Source organism: Inquilinus ginsengisoli, from assembly GCF_031453975.1.
Lineage (GTDB): Bacteria > Pseudomonadota > Alphaproteobacteria > DSM-16000 > Inquilinaceae > Inquilinus > Inquilinus ginsengisoli_A.
Genome location: NZ_JAVDPW010000009.1, coordinates 287058 through 301175, shown reverse-complemented (window position 1 = coordinate 301175; position 14118 = coordinate 287058). Strand labels below are relative to the sequence as shown.

At 72.6% G+C, this 14118-nt stretch carries 12 protein-coding genes and 1 tRNA gene; 9 read left to right on the top strand and 4 right to left on the bottom strand.

Going from position 1 to position 14118, the window contains the following annotated elements:
- Positions 1-103 precede the first annotated feature (103 nt).
- Positions 104-178, bottom strand: a tRNA-Gln gene (locus tag E9232_RS25440).
- Positions 179-312: 134 nt separating this feature from the next.
- Between E9232_RS25440 and E9232_RS25435 the strand changes: the two genes are divergently transcribed.
- Complete coding sequence (locus E9232_RS25435) at positions 313-2280, top strand: peptidoglycan-binding protein (RefSeq protein WP_309798803.1); 1968 nt, start codon at positions 313-315, stop codon at positions 2278-2280.
- Between the two features lie 68 nt (positions 2281-2348).
- Positions 2349-3230: an SMP-30/gluconolactonase/LRE family protein gene (locus tag E9232_RS25430; protein ID WP_309798801.1), complete on the top strand. Its 882-nt coding sequence runs from the start codon at positions 2349-2351 to the stop codon at positions 3228-3230.
- Here E9232_RS25430 and E9232_RS25425 read toward each other — a convergent pair whose 3' ends face one another.
- Positions 3231-6338, bottom strand: coding sequence for an AsmA family protein (locus E9232_RS25425; protein WP_309798800.1), 3108 nt, complete (start codon positions 6336-6338; stop codon positions 3231-3233).
- Positions 6339-6556: 218 nt separating this feature from the next.
- Here E9232_RS25425 and E9232_RS25420 point away from each other — a divergent pair, with 218 nt between their 5' ends.
- The 3 genes from E9232_RS25420 to E9232_RS25410 all read left to right on the top strand — a co-directional run bounded on the left by E9232_RS25420 (position 6557) and on the right by E9232_RS25410 (position 9015).
- Positions 6557-6790, top strand: coding sequence for a DUF4169 family protein (locus tag E9232_RS25420; protein ID WP_309798798.1), 234 nt, complete (start codon positions 6557-6559; stop codon positions 6788-6790).
- The gene (gene mltA, locus E9232_RS25415) at positions 6791-7912 is read left to right on the top strand and encodes a murein transglycosylase A (protein ID WP_309798797.1); all 1122 of its coding nucleotides are present in this window, start codon (positions 6791-6793) and stop codon (positions 7910-7912) included.
- 152 nt (positions 7913-8064) lie between these two features.
- Positions 8065-9015: a DMT family transporter gene (locus tag E9232_RS25410; RefSeq protein ID WP_309798795.1), complete on the top strand. Its 951-nt coding sequence runs from the start codon at positions 8065-8067 to the stop codon at positions 9013-9015.
- 6 nt (positions 9016-9021) lie between these two features.
- On the opposite strand, the gene gcvA is transcribed toward E9232_RS25410, so the two are convergent.
- Positions 9022-9900 (bottom strand): transcriptional regulator GcvA, encoded by an 879-nt coding sequence (gcvA, locus tag E9232_RS25405; RefSeq protein ID WP_309799088.1) that lies wholly within the window; start codon positions 9898-9900, stop codon positions 9022-9024.
- A gap of 98 nt (positions 9901-9998) precedes the next feature.
- Between gcvA and E9232_RS25400 the strand changes: the two genes are divergently transcribed.
- Together E9232_RS25400 and E9232_RS25395 are read left to right on the top strand one after the other, a co-directional pair.
- Positions 9999-10166: a hypothetical protein gene (locus tag E9232_RS25400; protein ID WP_309798793.1), complete on the top strand. Its 168-nt coding sequence runs from the start codon at positions 9999-10001 to the stop codon at positions 10164-10166.
- Positions 10163-10582 (top strand): GFA family protein, encoded by a 420-nt coding sequence (locus E9232_RS25395; RefSeq protein WP_309798791.1) that lies wholly within the window; start codon positions 10163-10165, stop codon positions 10580-10582. The genes E9232_RS25400 and E9232_RS25395 overlap by 4 nt, the downstream gene beginning before the upstream one ends.
- 5 nt (positions 10583-10587) lie before the next feature.
- On the opposite strand, the gene E9232_RS25390 is transcribed toward E9232_RS25395, so the two are convergent.
- Positions 10588-11496 carry a DMT family transporter gene (locus E9232_RS25390; protein ID WP_309798789.1) on the bottom strand — a complete coding sequence of 303 codons (909 nt, stop codon included), beginning with the start codon at positions 11494-11496 and terminating at the stop codon, positions 10588-10590.
- 131 nt (positions 11497-11627) lie between these two features.
- On the opposite strand from E9232_RS25390, the gene E9232_RS25385 reads away from it, so the two are divergent.
- Both E9232_RS25385 and E9232_RS25380 read left to right on the top strand, forming a co-directional pair.
- Positions 11628-12539 carry an AraC family transcriptional regulator gene (locus tag E9232_RS25385; RefSeq protein WP_309798787.1) on the top strand — a complete coding sequence of 304 codons (912 nt, stop codon included), beginning with the start codon at positions 11628-11630 and terminating at the stop codon, positions 12537-12539.
- A gap of 62 nt (positions 12540-12601) precedes the next feature.
- Entirely contained in the window at positions 12602-14104 is a 1503-nt protein-coding gene (locus E9232_RS25380) for a ricin-type beta-trefoil lectin domain protein (RefSeq protein ID WP_309798785.1), read from the top strand.
- The last annotated feature ends 14 nt before the right edge of the window (positions 14105-14118 follow it).

Below are 14118 nucleotides of genomic sequence, written 5' to 3'. Positions count from 1 at the left end.
TTCCTCCTGAAGCACCAACGACCAAGCATGCCCGCAGGTTCCCGAGGGATTGCGGATGAGGGGCCCGGCGCCGGGCCGGCGATCTGCTGGGAGAAAAGGGAGCTGGCTGGGGCGCTAGGATTCGAACCTAGGAATGACGGGATCAAAACCCGTTGCCTTACCACTTGGCGACGCCCCAATCGGCCGCGATAGATAGCTCAGCCGATCCGGCACCGCAACCGCGCGTTGCCGACCCGCCCTCGGCATAATAGAAGACTAGTCCCATATGCGGGGGCGGCACGAGTCACGGCAACGATCGAGGCAGGTCACGGCATGAGCGGCGAGCGGCCCCCAGATGATCCCCTGCATTTCCCAGCGCAGCAGGCACCCGAGACGCCGGACGAAGCCCGGCTGAAGTCCCTGAGCGACAGCGTCGTGCGGCTGCAGCAGGAGCTGGCGACCGCGCGGGGCGAGATCGGCGCGATGAACGAGAGGCTGGCGGAGGCCGCGGCGCCGCCGCGCCGCCGCGGCGGGTTCACCGGCTGGGCGGTCGCAATCGTGATCGCGTTGCTCGGCGCCGGCTGGCTGGCCGCCGATGGCTTCGGCCAACGCGGACCGCTCAGCCCGGCACCGTCGACCAAGCCGTCGGCCGCCGAGACCAAGTCGGTCGCGGCGCAGCAGGCGCCGGCCGCCCCACAGCCTGCGGCGAAGGAGGCGCCGTCGATCGACACTCCCGCACCTGCACCCGCCGCCGACGCGCCGCCAGGTCCGGCAACGACCGAGACCGCAGCGGCACCCCAGGCTGGCATGCCCACTCCGGCAGCCCCGTCTCTTCCGGCCGAACCGCCGGTCGCCGCCGCGACCATCACGACGGCGCAGCAGGAAGTGACCCCCGCGCCAGCCGCCACGCCGGCCAAGACCGAGCCGGACACGGCACAGGGTTCGACGACGCCCGACGACGAGCCCGCGACCACTCCCCCACCGGCTGCGGCACCCGGCGCCGCGGCCGTGGCCGACGATCCGGCGGCCCAGGCGCCACTGCCCGACACCGCCTCGGCGGAACTGCGCACCCTGGCCCGCAAGGCGATCGCGGGGGATGCGAATTCGGAGCATGACCTCGGCACCTTCTACGCGGTCGGCGTCCAGGTGCCGCGCAGCTTCGAGCATGCCGCCTACTGGTATCGCCGCGCGTCCGACCAGGGCGTCGCCAACGCCACCTACAATCTCGGCGTTCTGCTGGAGCGGGGCCTGGGCGTGCCGCAGGATTCGGCCGCGGCGACCGAACGCTTCCGCAAGGCGGCGGAGGCCGGCCATCCCGATGCCGAAAACGCGCTCGGCCTGGCCTATCTGAACGGCACCGGCGTGGCCGCCGACCCGGCCGAGGCGCTGAAATGGTTCCGCCAGGCCAGTGCCAACGGCAACGCCCGCGGTGCCTACAACATGGGCCGGCTGTACGAAACGGGCGCCACCGGCGCGCCAGACCCGCGCGCCGCCGCCGGCTGGTACCGCGTCGCCGCCGATGCCGGCAGCGAGGACGCCAAGGCGGCGCTGGCCCGGCTGCAGGAGCAGGCGGCGGCGCCGCGCACCGGCTTCGTCACCGTGGCGCCGGCCGCCCCCGGCATCGCGGCGGTGGCCCCGGCCGACACCTCCCCGGCCGCTGCCCAGGCGGACCAGGCCCTGGGGGCGCTGGCAGCGCAGCTGGCACCGCCGGGATCGGCCGGATCGGCCCCATCGCTGGCCGCCGACGCCCCGGCACCGGCCGCCCAGGCGCCTGTGACCACGGCACCGCCGCCCGCCGCGCCAGCGCCCCGCGCCAAGCCGCCAGCGCCGCCCGCCGTTGCGGCAGCCGCGGCTGCGCCGGCAGCAGAACCGGTGCGGCCCGACAGCACGGCGGCTGCGTCCGTGGCCCCGGCCCGAAAAGCGGCGGCCCCCCGGCCTGCCGCGGAACCCGCGGCGGAGCCGGAGACCCCGGTGCCCGAGAGCACGGCGACCGCGCCCGGCGCCCCGCCCCGGCGGGTGGCGGCAGTGCCGGCCCAGCCCGCCGCGCCTGCGGCCCCCGCCGCGCCGGACCAGCCGGCGACCGACAGCCAGCTCAAGGAGATCCAGCAGCTGCTGGGAATGATGAACTACGACCCGGGGGCGGCCGACGGCAGGATGGGCCGCAAGACCGGCGACGCCATCGGCGGCTTCCAGCGCAGCCAGAAGCTGCCGGTCACGCGCCGGCCCTCGGCGGCGCTGCTGGAGGCGCTGCGCAAAGCGGCCGGCGCCGATGCGCCGGACTGGACGCCGGGGCATTTCTGACCACGGTCCCGACCAGGGATGACACCGGGCCGCGCGATCGGGCGGGCCCGACGCGAGGGGGATGGGCGATGACGCAGGACGCGGTGTGCATCTGGGAGGCCGGGGCGACACTGGGCGAAGGGGCGCTGTGGTCGGCCGAGGAGCAGGCGCTGTATTGGCTCGACATCCTGGCGCCCTGCATCTTCCGCTGGGACCCGGCGACCGGAACCCGGACGGTGTGGCCGATGCCGGAGCCGATCGGCTGCATCGCCCCGCGCCGCCGCGGCGGGCTGGTGGCCGGGATGCGCTCCGGCTTTCACCTCATCGACCTCGACGCCGGCAGCGTCACGCCGATCGGCGACCCGGAGCCGGACCGGCCCGGCAACCGCTTCAACGACGGCAAGGTCGATCCCGCCGGCCGGCTGTGGGCCGGGACCATGGATTTCGACTGCGTCGAATCGACCGGCGCCCTGTACCGCCTGGACCCGGACCATCGCTGGCACCGCATGGATGACGGCTACATCGTCACCAACGGCCCCGCCTTCTCGCCCGACGGCCGCATCCTGTACCATACGGATTCGGAGCGCCGGGTGGTCTATGCCTACGACCTCGACCTCGCCAGCGGCGCCATCGCCAACCGCCGGCCCTTCATCCTGTTCCCCGACGACGGCAGCGATGGCGTGCCCGACGGCATGACGGTCGACCGCGACGGCCATCTGTGGGTGGCGCATTGGGGCGGCGCGCGGGTCAGCCGCTTCCGGCCGGACGGCACGCTGGACCGCGCCATCGCCATCCCGGCGCCGCATGTCACCAGCTGCACCTTCGGCGGACCGGGGCTGACCACGCTGTACGTCACCACCGCCCGGTCCGGGATGTCCGAGGCGGCGCTGCGCCAGCATCCGCAGGCGGGCGGCCTGTTCGAGATCGCCGGCGCCGGGCACGGCCTGCCGGCGGCGCATTTCGCCGGCTGATCAGGGCGGCGGCGGCTCCGGCGGGTTGACGCCCTCGGCCGCTTTGGCCGCCGCCTTGGCTGCGACCCAGTCCTGCAGCGTCCGGGTCTCGAGCCGGCGCACCGGGGCCGAGGGGGTGCCGTCGAAGCGCAGCCCCACCGGCGGCACGTCCGGATGGGCGTGGAAGCCGAAATCGACCCCGAGGTCGAGCCGCCAGCGCGGCAGGTCGAGGGTGAAGCCCCCCGTCCCCACCGCCACGTCGGTGACCAGGCGCAGATCGGTCGCGGCCACCATGCCGTCGGCGATGGTGAAGGTGGCGTTGGTCGCCGGGATCGCGGTGCTGCCGCCGGACAGGGCGGCGCGGAGCCCGTCGAGGAATGCCCCCGGCAGTCCGGGATCGGCCAGCAGCCGGTCCACGGCGGCGAGGTCGAGATCGGTCAGGGTGGCGTCGCGGATCGCGATCAGCCCCTTGCCGGACAGGCCGTAGACGATGCCGGCGACGCTGTTGCCTGTGGCCGCCGCATCGAAGCCGAGATCGAGCTTGCCGGCGATCCCGGCCGGGCCGGCCGACTGCTTCAGCACCGCGGCGAGATCGGCATCGACCACATCGGCGTGCACCGCCCAGCGCGGCATCCCGGCGAGATCGACCCGCCCGCTGCCGCCGAGCCGCCCGCCGGCGACCCCGGCCGACAGCCGGTCCAGCGTCAGCGCCCCCTGGTCGAGCCCGGCGTGCAGCGCGGGCTGGTCCAGGGTCCAGCCGCCGAGCGAGATCGCCGCCGCGTCGAGATCCAGGGTGCCGTCGATCCGGGCGAGGCCGCTGAGGTCGAAGGTCCGCGCCGACCATTGGCCGACGACGTCGCCGGCCGATCCGGCGGCGCCGAACAGCCGGTCGAGCGGCAGCGCCGTGGTGCGCAGCGACACCGCCAGCCGGGGCCGGGCCGCGCCCATGGTCAGCTCGGCCCTGCCGCCCAGCGAGACCGGGCCCAGCGTGCCCTGCAGGTTGTCGAGCAGCAGGCGACCGCCGGCCCAGTCGGCATCGGCGTAGAGGTCGACCGCGCCGAGATCGGGCGCCACCGCATCGCCCTCGCCGAAGCGCCGCAGCAGTGCCGGCAGGTCGGAATGGGTGACGCGCACGCCCAGTGCGGCATGCGGCGCCGCCGCCAGGTCGGACAGGGTGCCGCCCAGCGCCACGGTGCCGCCCAGGGCCTCGACCGTGCCGTCGACCGACAGCGCGGCCGGATCGCCACGCAGCCGCAGCGAGGCCGCGAGTGGGCCTGCCGGAGGCGGCGGCAGCCGGCCGCCGAGGCGCAGGGCGCGGATCACCGCCGCCGGGTCTTCCGCCTGCAGCTGGGCCTGGAGGTCGACATCGCCGAGCGTGGCCAGCGTCCCGATGGCGCCGTTGAGCGTCAGGCTGGTCCCGCCCGGGCCGCCGACCCGGCCGCTGTGGATGGTCAGGGCCCCCTGGGCCAAAGTGGCTTCCAGCCGCAGCGCATTGAAGCCGGTGCCGTCGACCGTGGCGGCGTCGACGGTGGTGTCGAGATTGACGTCGATGCCGCCGAGCACGCCCAGGATGCGGTCGCGTAGCGCCGCGTCGGAGCGCAGCAGGTCGAGCAGCCGCGGCGCCCCCGCCGGGCGATAGGCGTCGAGGTCGATGCGGTTCAGCGTCAGCCTGGCGCCGACGCCCGGCCGCTCGCCGCCGACATAGGTCAGGGCGCCGGTCAGGCGGTTGCCGTCGAGATCGGCGTCCAGCCCGGTGACCCTCAAATTGGCGACGTCGCCGGACAGGGTGGCGGCGACCCTGGCACGACGCAGCGCCGTGGCCGGCACCGGGCCGGGATCGATCCCGGCCCAGGCGAGCGCGCCGCGCAGGTCGTCGGCCGCGGCCTGGACCATCAGCTGCTCCGCCGCCGGCCGGTCGCCGTCGAGCCGGATGGCGCCGGACAGCGCCGCCGAGCCGCCGCCCGGCAGGCCGAAGGCGAAGCGGGTCAGGGTGAGCCGCGCGGCATCCAGCGTCGCCTGCAGCCGGAGGTCGCGGACCAGCCCGTCGCGCACCGCCAGGGCCGCGACGGACAGGTCGAGCGTGCCGGTCACCGGCACCGAGAGCTTGCGCGACAGCGCCTGGAGCAGGCGGGTGCCCAGCGTCGCCGGATCGGCGTCGCCGACCCAGTCGGCCAGCGCCAGCCGGTTGAAGCCGAGCGTCGCCTCGACCCGGGGCGCGGCGCCGAGGATCACCGTCAGGCCGCCGGCGGCGCGCATGTCGCCAAGATCGGCGGTCAGCTGGGTCAGTTCGATGCGGTCGGCGCCCGCCGGGTCGGCGGTGGTCAGCACCGTGCCGCGCAGGGCGAAGACGCCGGGCCGGGACGACGAGGCCGGCAGCTTGACGCCGAGCCGCGCCAGACTGGCGTCGAGGTCCTTGCCCACCACCGAGATGTCGCCCTGCAGACCGCCCTCGGGCCGCAGCAGCCCGCCGATCCGCGCCTCGGTGGCATCGAGACCGACCGTCGCCGTCACCGGCAGGGCGCCGAGCGGCGAGCGCGGCTGCAGCGCCAGGTCGAGCGTCATCGGGATGCCGGCCAGCACGCCGGTGCCGGTGATCGACACCGGCGCGCCCGGCCCGGCGGCGACCAGCCGCGCATCCGCCGTGTCGATGCCGATCTGGCGGCCGCTGCGGCGGTCGAGCCACAGGATCGAACCCTGGATGATCGAGGCGCGGACCGCGCCGACGCGATGGCCGATGCCGTCGCCCAGCCCGTCCCAGGAATGGCGGCCGTCCGGCAGCGTCTCCAATGCCACGCTGGGCTTCTGGAAGGTGACGCCTTCGACCTCGATCCGGCCGAGCAGCAGCGGGAACAGCGCGACCCGCAGGTCGACGCCGGTTGCGGTCAGGAGGTCGGGCACCTCGGCGCCGGGGATGCTGGCGACGCGGATGTCGCCGGCCGACAGGCGCGGCATCGGCAGCATCTCGAACGCGACCGGCCCGTCGATCACGACGGCACGGCCGGTCAGCGCGCCGATTTCATCGGCGATGCGCCCGCGATAGGGGGTCCAGTCGATCTGGCCGGGCACCACGAGGATCGCGGCGACGAGCAGAACGAGGACAAGAAGGAGACCGAAGGCGAATTTCTTCACGGCGCCCAAGCGTCGTCTGGTGGTGCGACTCCGGCCCATGATCGGAAATCACCTGTCGGAGTCACAATACAAAACCAATGAATCGATCGGCAGCGAAGGCCGATCTTATGCCACGCCACGGTTTCCGATAGTGTCGATTGCGACGCGGTGGGCGCAAGGGGTGCCGCCGGGGCCCGGGAATGGTCGGCCGGGGATGATCGGAATGGGGCGCGCTGCCGATGGGGGATGTGATCAATCTGCGGCAGGCGCGCAAGGCCAAGGCCCGCGCCGGCAAGGAGGCGCAGGCGCAGGAGAACCGCATCCGCTTCGGCCGGACCGGCGCGGAGAAGCGGCGCGACGCCGATGCCGAGGACCGCGGCGCCCGGGCGCATGACGGCCACCGCATCGAAGGCGGGGGCATCGAAGGCGGCGGCAACGAAGACGAACAGGATCCGGACGGGGGCAAGGTCTAGATGCGGCACGCTGCGAAGACCGGGATCCTGCTGGCGATCCTGGGGCCGATCCTGGCCGCCTGCGCCGGCCCCGCCAGGTCGCCGGCCGGCGGCGGCACCGGCGGCGTCGCCACCGACTTCCAGCACCTGCCGGGCTGGGACGAGGACGACCTGGCCGCGGCCATGCCCGCGGTGTGGAACACCTGCAGCGTCTATGCCGGCAAGCCGGCGGGCACGCGGCTGAACTACAACGGCATCGAGGGGCCGGTCGAGGATTGGCGGCCGATCTGCGACGCCGCCAACCGCCAGACCGGGCGCGACCGCGCCCAGATCCGCCATTTCTTCGAAAGCTGGTTCACCCCGGTCGCGCTGACCGGCCTGGACCGCGGCCAGTACGGCCGCTTCACCGGCTATTTCGCGCCGGAGCTGAACGGCAGCCGGGTGCGCGGCGGCGTGTTCCAGACGCCGTTGTACCGCACCCCGTCGCGCGACCGCGACCGCCGCCACAGCCGCGCCGAGATCGCCCGCGGCGCCCTGGAGGGCCGCGGCTACGAGATCGTCTGGGTCGACGACCCGATCGACGCCTTCTTCCTGGAGATCCAGGGGTCGGGCAAGGTGCGGCTGACCGACGGCAGCGTCATCGGGCTGAAGTTCGACGGCCAGAACGGCCAGCGCTACAAGGCGGTCGGCCGGGTGCTGGTCGATTCCGGCGTCGCCACGCTGGACGAGATGTCGATGGGCTACATCCGCAACTGGATGCTGGCCAATCCCGACCGCGCCCAATGGCTGATGAACCAGAACCCGAGCTACGTCTATTTCCGCGAGAAGGCGGCGGCGGACGTGGTCGGGGCCCATGACGTGCCGCTGACGGCGGGGCGCAGCCTGGCGGTGGACAACGACTACATCTCGCTCGGCACCCCGGTCTGGCTCGACATCGAGGATGACCCGACGGTGCCGAACCGGACGCTGCGCCGGCTGGTGCTGGCGCAGGACATCGGCGGCGCCATCCGCGGCCCGATCCGCGGCGACCTGTATTGGGGCGAGGGCCACGACGCCGGCGCCCTGGCCAGCGCCATGAACGCCGAGGGCCGGGCCTATCTGCTGGTGCCGCGCGCCACGCTGGGCCTGCCCCCGGCGCAATAGGGCCGGGTGCCAAGCCTTCGCGGCGGAATTCGGGCGGCGAGACCTGCGCGGATCGCCGGCTGGCGATGCGAGGCCTGCAATGGCGCCGCCGAGTCGCCCGACGTAGGCTGGGGATCGCGGCCTCGAGGTCGCTCTACCCGGCCGCCGCCCCCATGACCGTCGCCCTCGCCCCCTCCCGCAGCTCCGTTTCGGCGGGCATCGGCTTTGCCTGCCTCGGCTTCGCCCTCTACACCTGCATGGACACGGCGGTGAAGTGGCTGAGCGCGGGCTATCCCCTCTATCAGGTGATCTTCTTCAACGCCGCCTTCGGGCTGGTGCCGATGCTGGCCTATGCCCAGCTGACCGGCGGCTTCGGCCAGCTGAAGACCAGGCGGTCCTGGCTGCACGGCGTCCGCGCGGCGCTGGCGCTGATCGGCTCCTTCACCTGCTTCCACGCCTATTCGGTGATGCCGATCGCCGACGTCTACGCCATCCTGTTCTGTGCGCCGCTGCTGATCACCGCCCTGTCGGTGCCGATCCTCGGCGAATCGGTCGGCTGGCGGCGCTGGAGCGCGGTCGGCGTCGGCTTCATCGGGGTGATGGTGATGCTGCGCCCGGGCGCCGGCATGGCCAACCCGGCGATTCTGGGCGCCCTGTTCTCCGCCGTCGCCAACGCGCTGGGCTTCCTGCTGCTGCGCCGCTTCATCGCCACCGAGAACCGCATCACCTTCGGCTTCTACGCCAGCGCGGCCACGGCGATCGCCACCGGGCTGATGATCCTGGTGTTCGGCGGGGTGATGCCGGCGCTGAACGATCTGCTGCCGATCGCGATCGGCGGCATGCTGGGCGGCAGCGCCTATCTGTTCGTCACCAACGCCTACCGCCAGGCGCCGGCGGCGGTGGTGGCGCCGTTCCAATACACCCAGATGATCTGGGGCGTGCTGTCCGGCTACCTGCTGTGGCAGGACGTGCCTGATACGACCATGCTGATCGGCTGCGCCATCGTCATCGCCAGCGGCCTGTACATCCTGCATCGCGAGACGGTGCGGCAGGCGCCGGTGGCGCAGGGCGCCACCCCGGCCGGCACCGTCGCCTCGGCCGCGTCGCCGATCAAGACGACTTAACCCACATTACTCCCCGACCGGCGGGAAGCAGGACAGCAGCCAGGACCGGAACGCGCCCGCGGCCGGCGACAGGCGGCGGCCTTCCGCCATCACCAGCCAGTACCAGCTGCGCGGCACCGTGACGTCGAACAGCCGCACCAGCCGGCCGGCGGCGATGTCGCGGGCGCACAGCACGTCGTCGCCCATGGCGATGCCCTGCCCGGCCATGGCGGCGTCGAGCGCCAGGGCCACGTCGTGGAAGCGCGGCCCTCTTGTGGCGTCGATGCCGGCGATGCCGGCGGCGTCCAGCCACAGCGCCCAGGTCTGCGCGCTTTCGTCATGCAGCAGGGTCTGGCCGCGCAGGTCTTGCGGCCGGGCCAGGGATGCCGCCAGGTCGGGGGCGCAGACCGGATAGTCCATGACATGCACCAGCCGCTCGGCCACCAGCCCGGGCCAGGTGCCGCGGCCGTAGCGGATCGCCAGGTCGGTCTGGTCGGCCCGGAAATCCACCAGCCGGTTGGTGGGGTCGAGCTCGATGTCGATGCCGGGATGGGTCTGCCGGAACTCGCCCAGCCGCGGCACCAGCCAGCGCCCGGCAAAGGCCGGTTCGACCGACAGCCGCATGCGGCCGCGCCCGGATTCGGCCGAGATCGCGACCATGCCCTGGGACAGCCGGTCGAAGGCGTCGGCGACCACCGCGGCGAAGGCCTGGCCCGCCTCGGTCAGCACCAGGCCGCGGCCCTCGCGCAGCAGCAGCGGCACGCCCAGCCGGGCCTCGAGCCCGCGGACATGGCGGCTGATCGCGGCATGGCTGACGCCGAGTTCGGTTGCGGCCGCGGTGAAGCTGCCGCGGCGGGCGGCAGCCTCGAAGGCACGGACGGCGTTGAGCGGCGGCAGTGGGCGCATGCCCACCTGTAACTTTTCCTGACAGATCCTGCAAGGGAACGGCGTTTGTGCCGGAGCACCGTTCGCGACAGAGTCGGGGTCAAGCCCAGGAGGCGACCATGTTCCACCGTCTGCTCGACGCCTATCTCACCGTCTTCGCACCGCCGCGCCGCAGCCCGACGCTGCCGGCGGAGCTGCGCGCCGCGGCCGAGCCCCTGCCGCCGCTGCCGATCGGCCGGCGCCGCAGCCGCCCAGCGCCCCGCCCGATGGTGATCGGCCGGCCATGAGCCTGTTCCCGCTGGAGGGCGGCTGCCTGTGCGGCGCGGTGCGCTACCACATCGACGGGCCGCTGGAGTCGGTCGACTACTGCCACTGCCGGATGTGCCAGAAGGCCACCGGCAGCCCGGCCGTGGCCTGGGCGACCGGCCCGATCGGCGGCTTCCGCTGGACCAAGGGCCAGCCGCGCGGCTTCCGCTCCTCCCCGATCGGGCGGCGCTGGTTCTGCGCCGACTGCGGCTCACCGCTGGCCTTCGAGGGCTTCGAGCCCGAGGGCAAGACCATGGGCATCGCCCTGGCGACGCTGGACGACCCGACGGCGCTGCGCCCGCGCCAGCATGCCTGGGTCGGCACCCGCATCCCCTGGCACGTGATCGACGAGACGCTGCCGCAGTATGAGGATGAAGGCCCGCCCAGCGGCCTGTGACCGCGCTACGCGCCCACCTTGACCGCCGGCGCCGCGCCGCCGTTGCGGCGTCCCGGCAGCCGGGCGAAGACCAGCAGGTTGCCGAGCAGCACCAGCGCCACCCCGGCCACCGCCGCCGCGGTCCAGACATAGCCCTCGAGCAGGGCCGAGGCGTTCAGCGCCACCAACGGGAACAGCACGCTGGAATAGGCCGCCTTGTCCGCGCCGATGCGGCCGACCAGGGTCAGATAGGCCAGGAAGGCGACCACCGAGCCGGGGATGGCGAGGTAGAGCAGGGCGCCGACATAGGCCGGCGCCGGATCGAAGCGCCAGGGCAGCCCTTCGGCCAGCACCACGGCGACCAGGATCAGCGTGCCGTACAGCATGCCCCAGGCCGTGGTGGTCCAGGGCGTCAGGCCGCGCCGGCGGTGGATCACCGCGAACACGTTGCCGAAGGCGAAGCCCATGGTGCCGGCCAGCGCCAGGCCCAGCCCGTACAGCGTGTCGAGGTCGAGCCGCGCCGGGTCGATGCCGAACAGCAGCCACAGCCCGGCCAGCCCCACCAGCCCGCCGGCGATCACGCGAGGGCTGAGCTTTTGGCCTAGCGCGACCCAGCTGAACACCGCCGTCCAGATGCTGCCGGTGGAGAAGGCGACGGCGACCAGCCCGCTCGGGACCCAGGCCGAGGCGTGGTAGATCAGCAGGAAATTGCCGCTGAACAACGCCAGCCCCTGGCCGAGGCAGACCAGATGGTCGCGGGCGCGCAGCCGTTCGAACCGGCGGGTGACCAGCAGCAGCGCGAACATCACCACGGTGGCCAGGGCGAAGCGGTAGAGGATCGACAGCTCCACCGCCACCGGGCCGATCTGGTAGTGGATGGCGATCCAGGTGGTGCCCCAGATCAGGACGACAAGCAGGTACAAAACGGCGGTCATGATGGCGCTCAGGGTTCCGGACTCTCGATGCCACCCTGCGCCCGGCTGGGTCGGCGCGGCTTGCACATCCTTGCGCTCTTTCGGCCCCCGCCATGGCGCAGGGCGGGGCGCGGGTCTAGGCTGACGGCACGATGATGGAGCATGGACCCAGGGTCGAGGCCGGGCTGCAGCGGCGGCTGGCGGCGCGCTACGGCGTGGTCGCGGTGCTGGCGTCGTCGCGCGCGGTGCTGGAGCACGCGGCCGAGATCGGCGATGGCTTCACCCTGGCGCAGTGGCGCAACGCCCATGACACCACCGGCTACGAGGCGCCCGGTCACCACACACTGAGCCTGTATCTGGAGGGCGGCGAGGGCACCCGGCGCATCGGCTTCCCCGACCGCTTCGGCGGCCCCGGCCGGTTCTGCCTGCTGCCGGCGGAGCATGAATCGCACTGGATCCTGAGCCGGCCGATGCGCTTCCTGCACTTCTACTTCGACACCGGGGCCCTGGCCGCGGCCGGCGCCGCCGTGCATGACGCCGACATCCGCGAGACGGCGCTGCCGGACGAGACCTTCTTCGACGACCCCGAGGCGGCGCGCCTGATGGCCGGCTTCACCGGGCTGGACTGGAGCGATGCCGGCGACCGGCTGGCCGCGACCCAGACCGGGCACGAGATCCTGGCCCATCTCGCCGGCAGCCGGCTGCGCCGCCGCCCCTCCCCTGCCCTCGACGGCGGCCTGGCCCCGCATGTCCGCCGCCGGGTGCTGGACGTCGTCGAGACGGCGCTGGACCAGCCGCTGACGCTGGGCCGGCTGGCGGCCGCGGCGGGGCTGTCGGAGTTCCATTTCGCCCGCATGTTCCGCGCCTCGGTCGGGCTGCCGCCGCATGCCTATGTGCTGGCCCGGCGGCTGGACCGCGCCCGCCGGCTGCTGGCCGCCACCGACCTGCCGCTGGCCGACATCGCGGCCGCCTGCGGCTTCACCCACCCGAGCCACCTGACCCGGCATTTCCGCGCCGCCTTCGGCGGCCCGCCCGGCGCGTGGCGGGCGGCGATCCGGGGCTGACGATCCGGCTTTATCCGCCCGAAGCCGCCCGCCATAGTGGCGGCAAATGGGGGAGCGGAACGATGAGACGGATGCTGAGCTTGGCCGGCGGCCTGGTGTTCCTGTTCGGCGCGAGCGATCCAGCCTGTGCCCAGGCCACAGCGGAGTGCGCCGCCAAGCTGAAAACGCTGTTTGAGGCCTGGCTGGCACCGATGGAGAAGCTGACATCGGCGGAAGCCCGCTATCTCGCGACGAAGCTGTCGGGCATCCAGATCATCGGCCAGTGGCAAGTCGAACCCGACGGCGACGGATACCGCATCCAAACCCCTGGGTTCCGGACAGCAGTGGTCGCGAGCCTGTCGCCCGTGACCGGTGAGCTTATGCTCGCCTGCGAGCCGGACCAGTGGCACGCGACACCGGCCGCAGATGGTGCCTATGCTCTGGGCGCCGACGCACCGCCGACGTGCCGGCTGGAGGGTGAAGGGGGTTCGGCATGGCCCATCACCGCCGAGCGCCGGCAGACCACAGGCTCGGTTGACCTCAACGGTGCGGGTGGCCTGTCGATAGACACCGTTCTCGAACGGGTATCGGTCGGCAGTACCGGCAACAGCCGCGTGGCCGCGATCAATCGCCTGACCCTGACCGACAGTTTCAAGCTCATGACGAGCGGTCGTTCGGACCTGACCGAGCACTATATCCTTGAAGGCGCCTCCTTCGCCGGCCAGGGCAACTATGGCACAATCACGGCCGACCTGATCGCCATCGACAGCTGGGCGCAAGGGGCCGACATCCCGACCGTTACGGGCGCCTCGGTCGCATTGGTAAGGCGCCTTACCGGGCTGGCGGACTATCCCAGGCCCATGTCCGGGATGTTCCTGGGCAAGTTCGAGGACATCCGGGTTGTCCGACCTTTTCAGGAAAAACTCCTCGACGGCTGGGGCACCGACGGCCACGCCGAGGTCAAGATCGAAGGATTGCAGACGTCGATCCCTGACAGGACGATCCGGATCGGCAATCTGACGCTTCGCACCACATTCACGGGCCTCGACCAGGAGGCTGGCGATCTGACTGTGCGCATCGCAAGCCAAGGCATATCGGCCGAGCCGTCGGCCCCATACACCGCATGGATGCCGGCCGAAGGAACGATCGAGGTCTCGTTCCAGAGCCTGCCGCTGCGGGCCTTACTGGCAAACTCGATGCTGCCGGGCAAGGCGGCCCCCGAGTATACGGTTCGACTGCTCAACGAGGCGTCGAGCCGCATCCTCATCGAGACCTTCCACTTCACCGCACCCCAGAGCCTGCTCGATCTGACCGGAGCGGTCTGGTCGGCCGGCGAGACGGAACGGACGCTAACCGGCCAGTTGCACCTGCGCCTGGCTGGCCTCGACGACCTGTTGGAGAGGCTGAAGGACCAACTGCGAAGCCGCGAAATCACCGAGGGCTTGAGCGTGCTGCGAGTCCTGGGACGACAGATCACTCTGCCGGATGGCGGCGCCGCCCGGGACTACGAGATCGTGCTCGATCCGGAGAATCGCATCTTGGTCAATGGAAGCGATGTGCGGGGACTGCTCCGAGATCCGCCCTGATCCGAGTCTTCCGC

Bases quoted from the DNA above. Each gene is read 5' to 3' on its own strand.
- E9232_RS25435 (WP_309798803.1), top strand. From the start codon at position 313: ATGAGCGGCGAGCGGCCCCCAGATGATCCCCTGCATTTCCCAGCGCAG.
- E9232_RS25400 (WP_309798793.1), top strand. From the start codon at position 9,999: ATGTTCCACCGTCTGCTCGACGCCTATCTCACCGTCTTCGCACCGCCG.
- E9232_RS25410 (WP_309798795.1), top strand. From the start codon at position 8,065: ATGACCGTCGCCCTCGCCCCCTCCCGCAGCTCCGTTTCGGCGGGCATC.
- gcvA (WP_309799088.1), bottom strand. From the start codon at position 9,900: ATGCGCCCACTGCCGCCGCTCAACGCCGTCCGTGCCTTCGAGGCTGCC.
- E9232_RS25430 (WP_309798801.1), top strand. From the start codon at position 2,349: ATGACGCAGGACGCGGTGTGCATCTGGGAGGCCGGGGCGACACTGGGC.
- mltA (WP_309798797.1), top strand. From the start codon at position 6,791: ATGCGGCACGCTGCGAAGACCGGGATCCTGCTGGCGATCCTGGGGCCG.
- E9232_RS25385 (WP_309798787.1), top strand. From the start codon at position 11,628: ATGATGGAGCATGGACCCAGGGTCGAGGCCGGGCTGCAGCGGCGGCTG.
- E9232_RS25420 (WP_309798798.1), top strand. From the start codon at position 6,557: ATGGGGGATGTGATCAATCTGCGGCAGGCGCGCAAGGCCAAGGCCCGC.
- E9232_RS25395 (WP_309798791.1), top strand. From the start codon at position 10,163: ATGAGCCTGTTCCCGCTGGAGGGCGGCTGCCTGTGCGGCGCGGTGCGC.
- E9232_RS25390 (WP_309798789.1), bottom strand. From the start codon at position 11,496: ATGACCGCCGTTTTGTACCTGCTTGTCGTCCTGATCTGGGGCACCACC.
- E9232_RS25380 (WP_309798785.1), top strand. From the start codon at position 12,602: ATGAGACGGATGCTGAGCTTGGCCGGCGGCCTGGTGTTCCTGTTCGGC.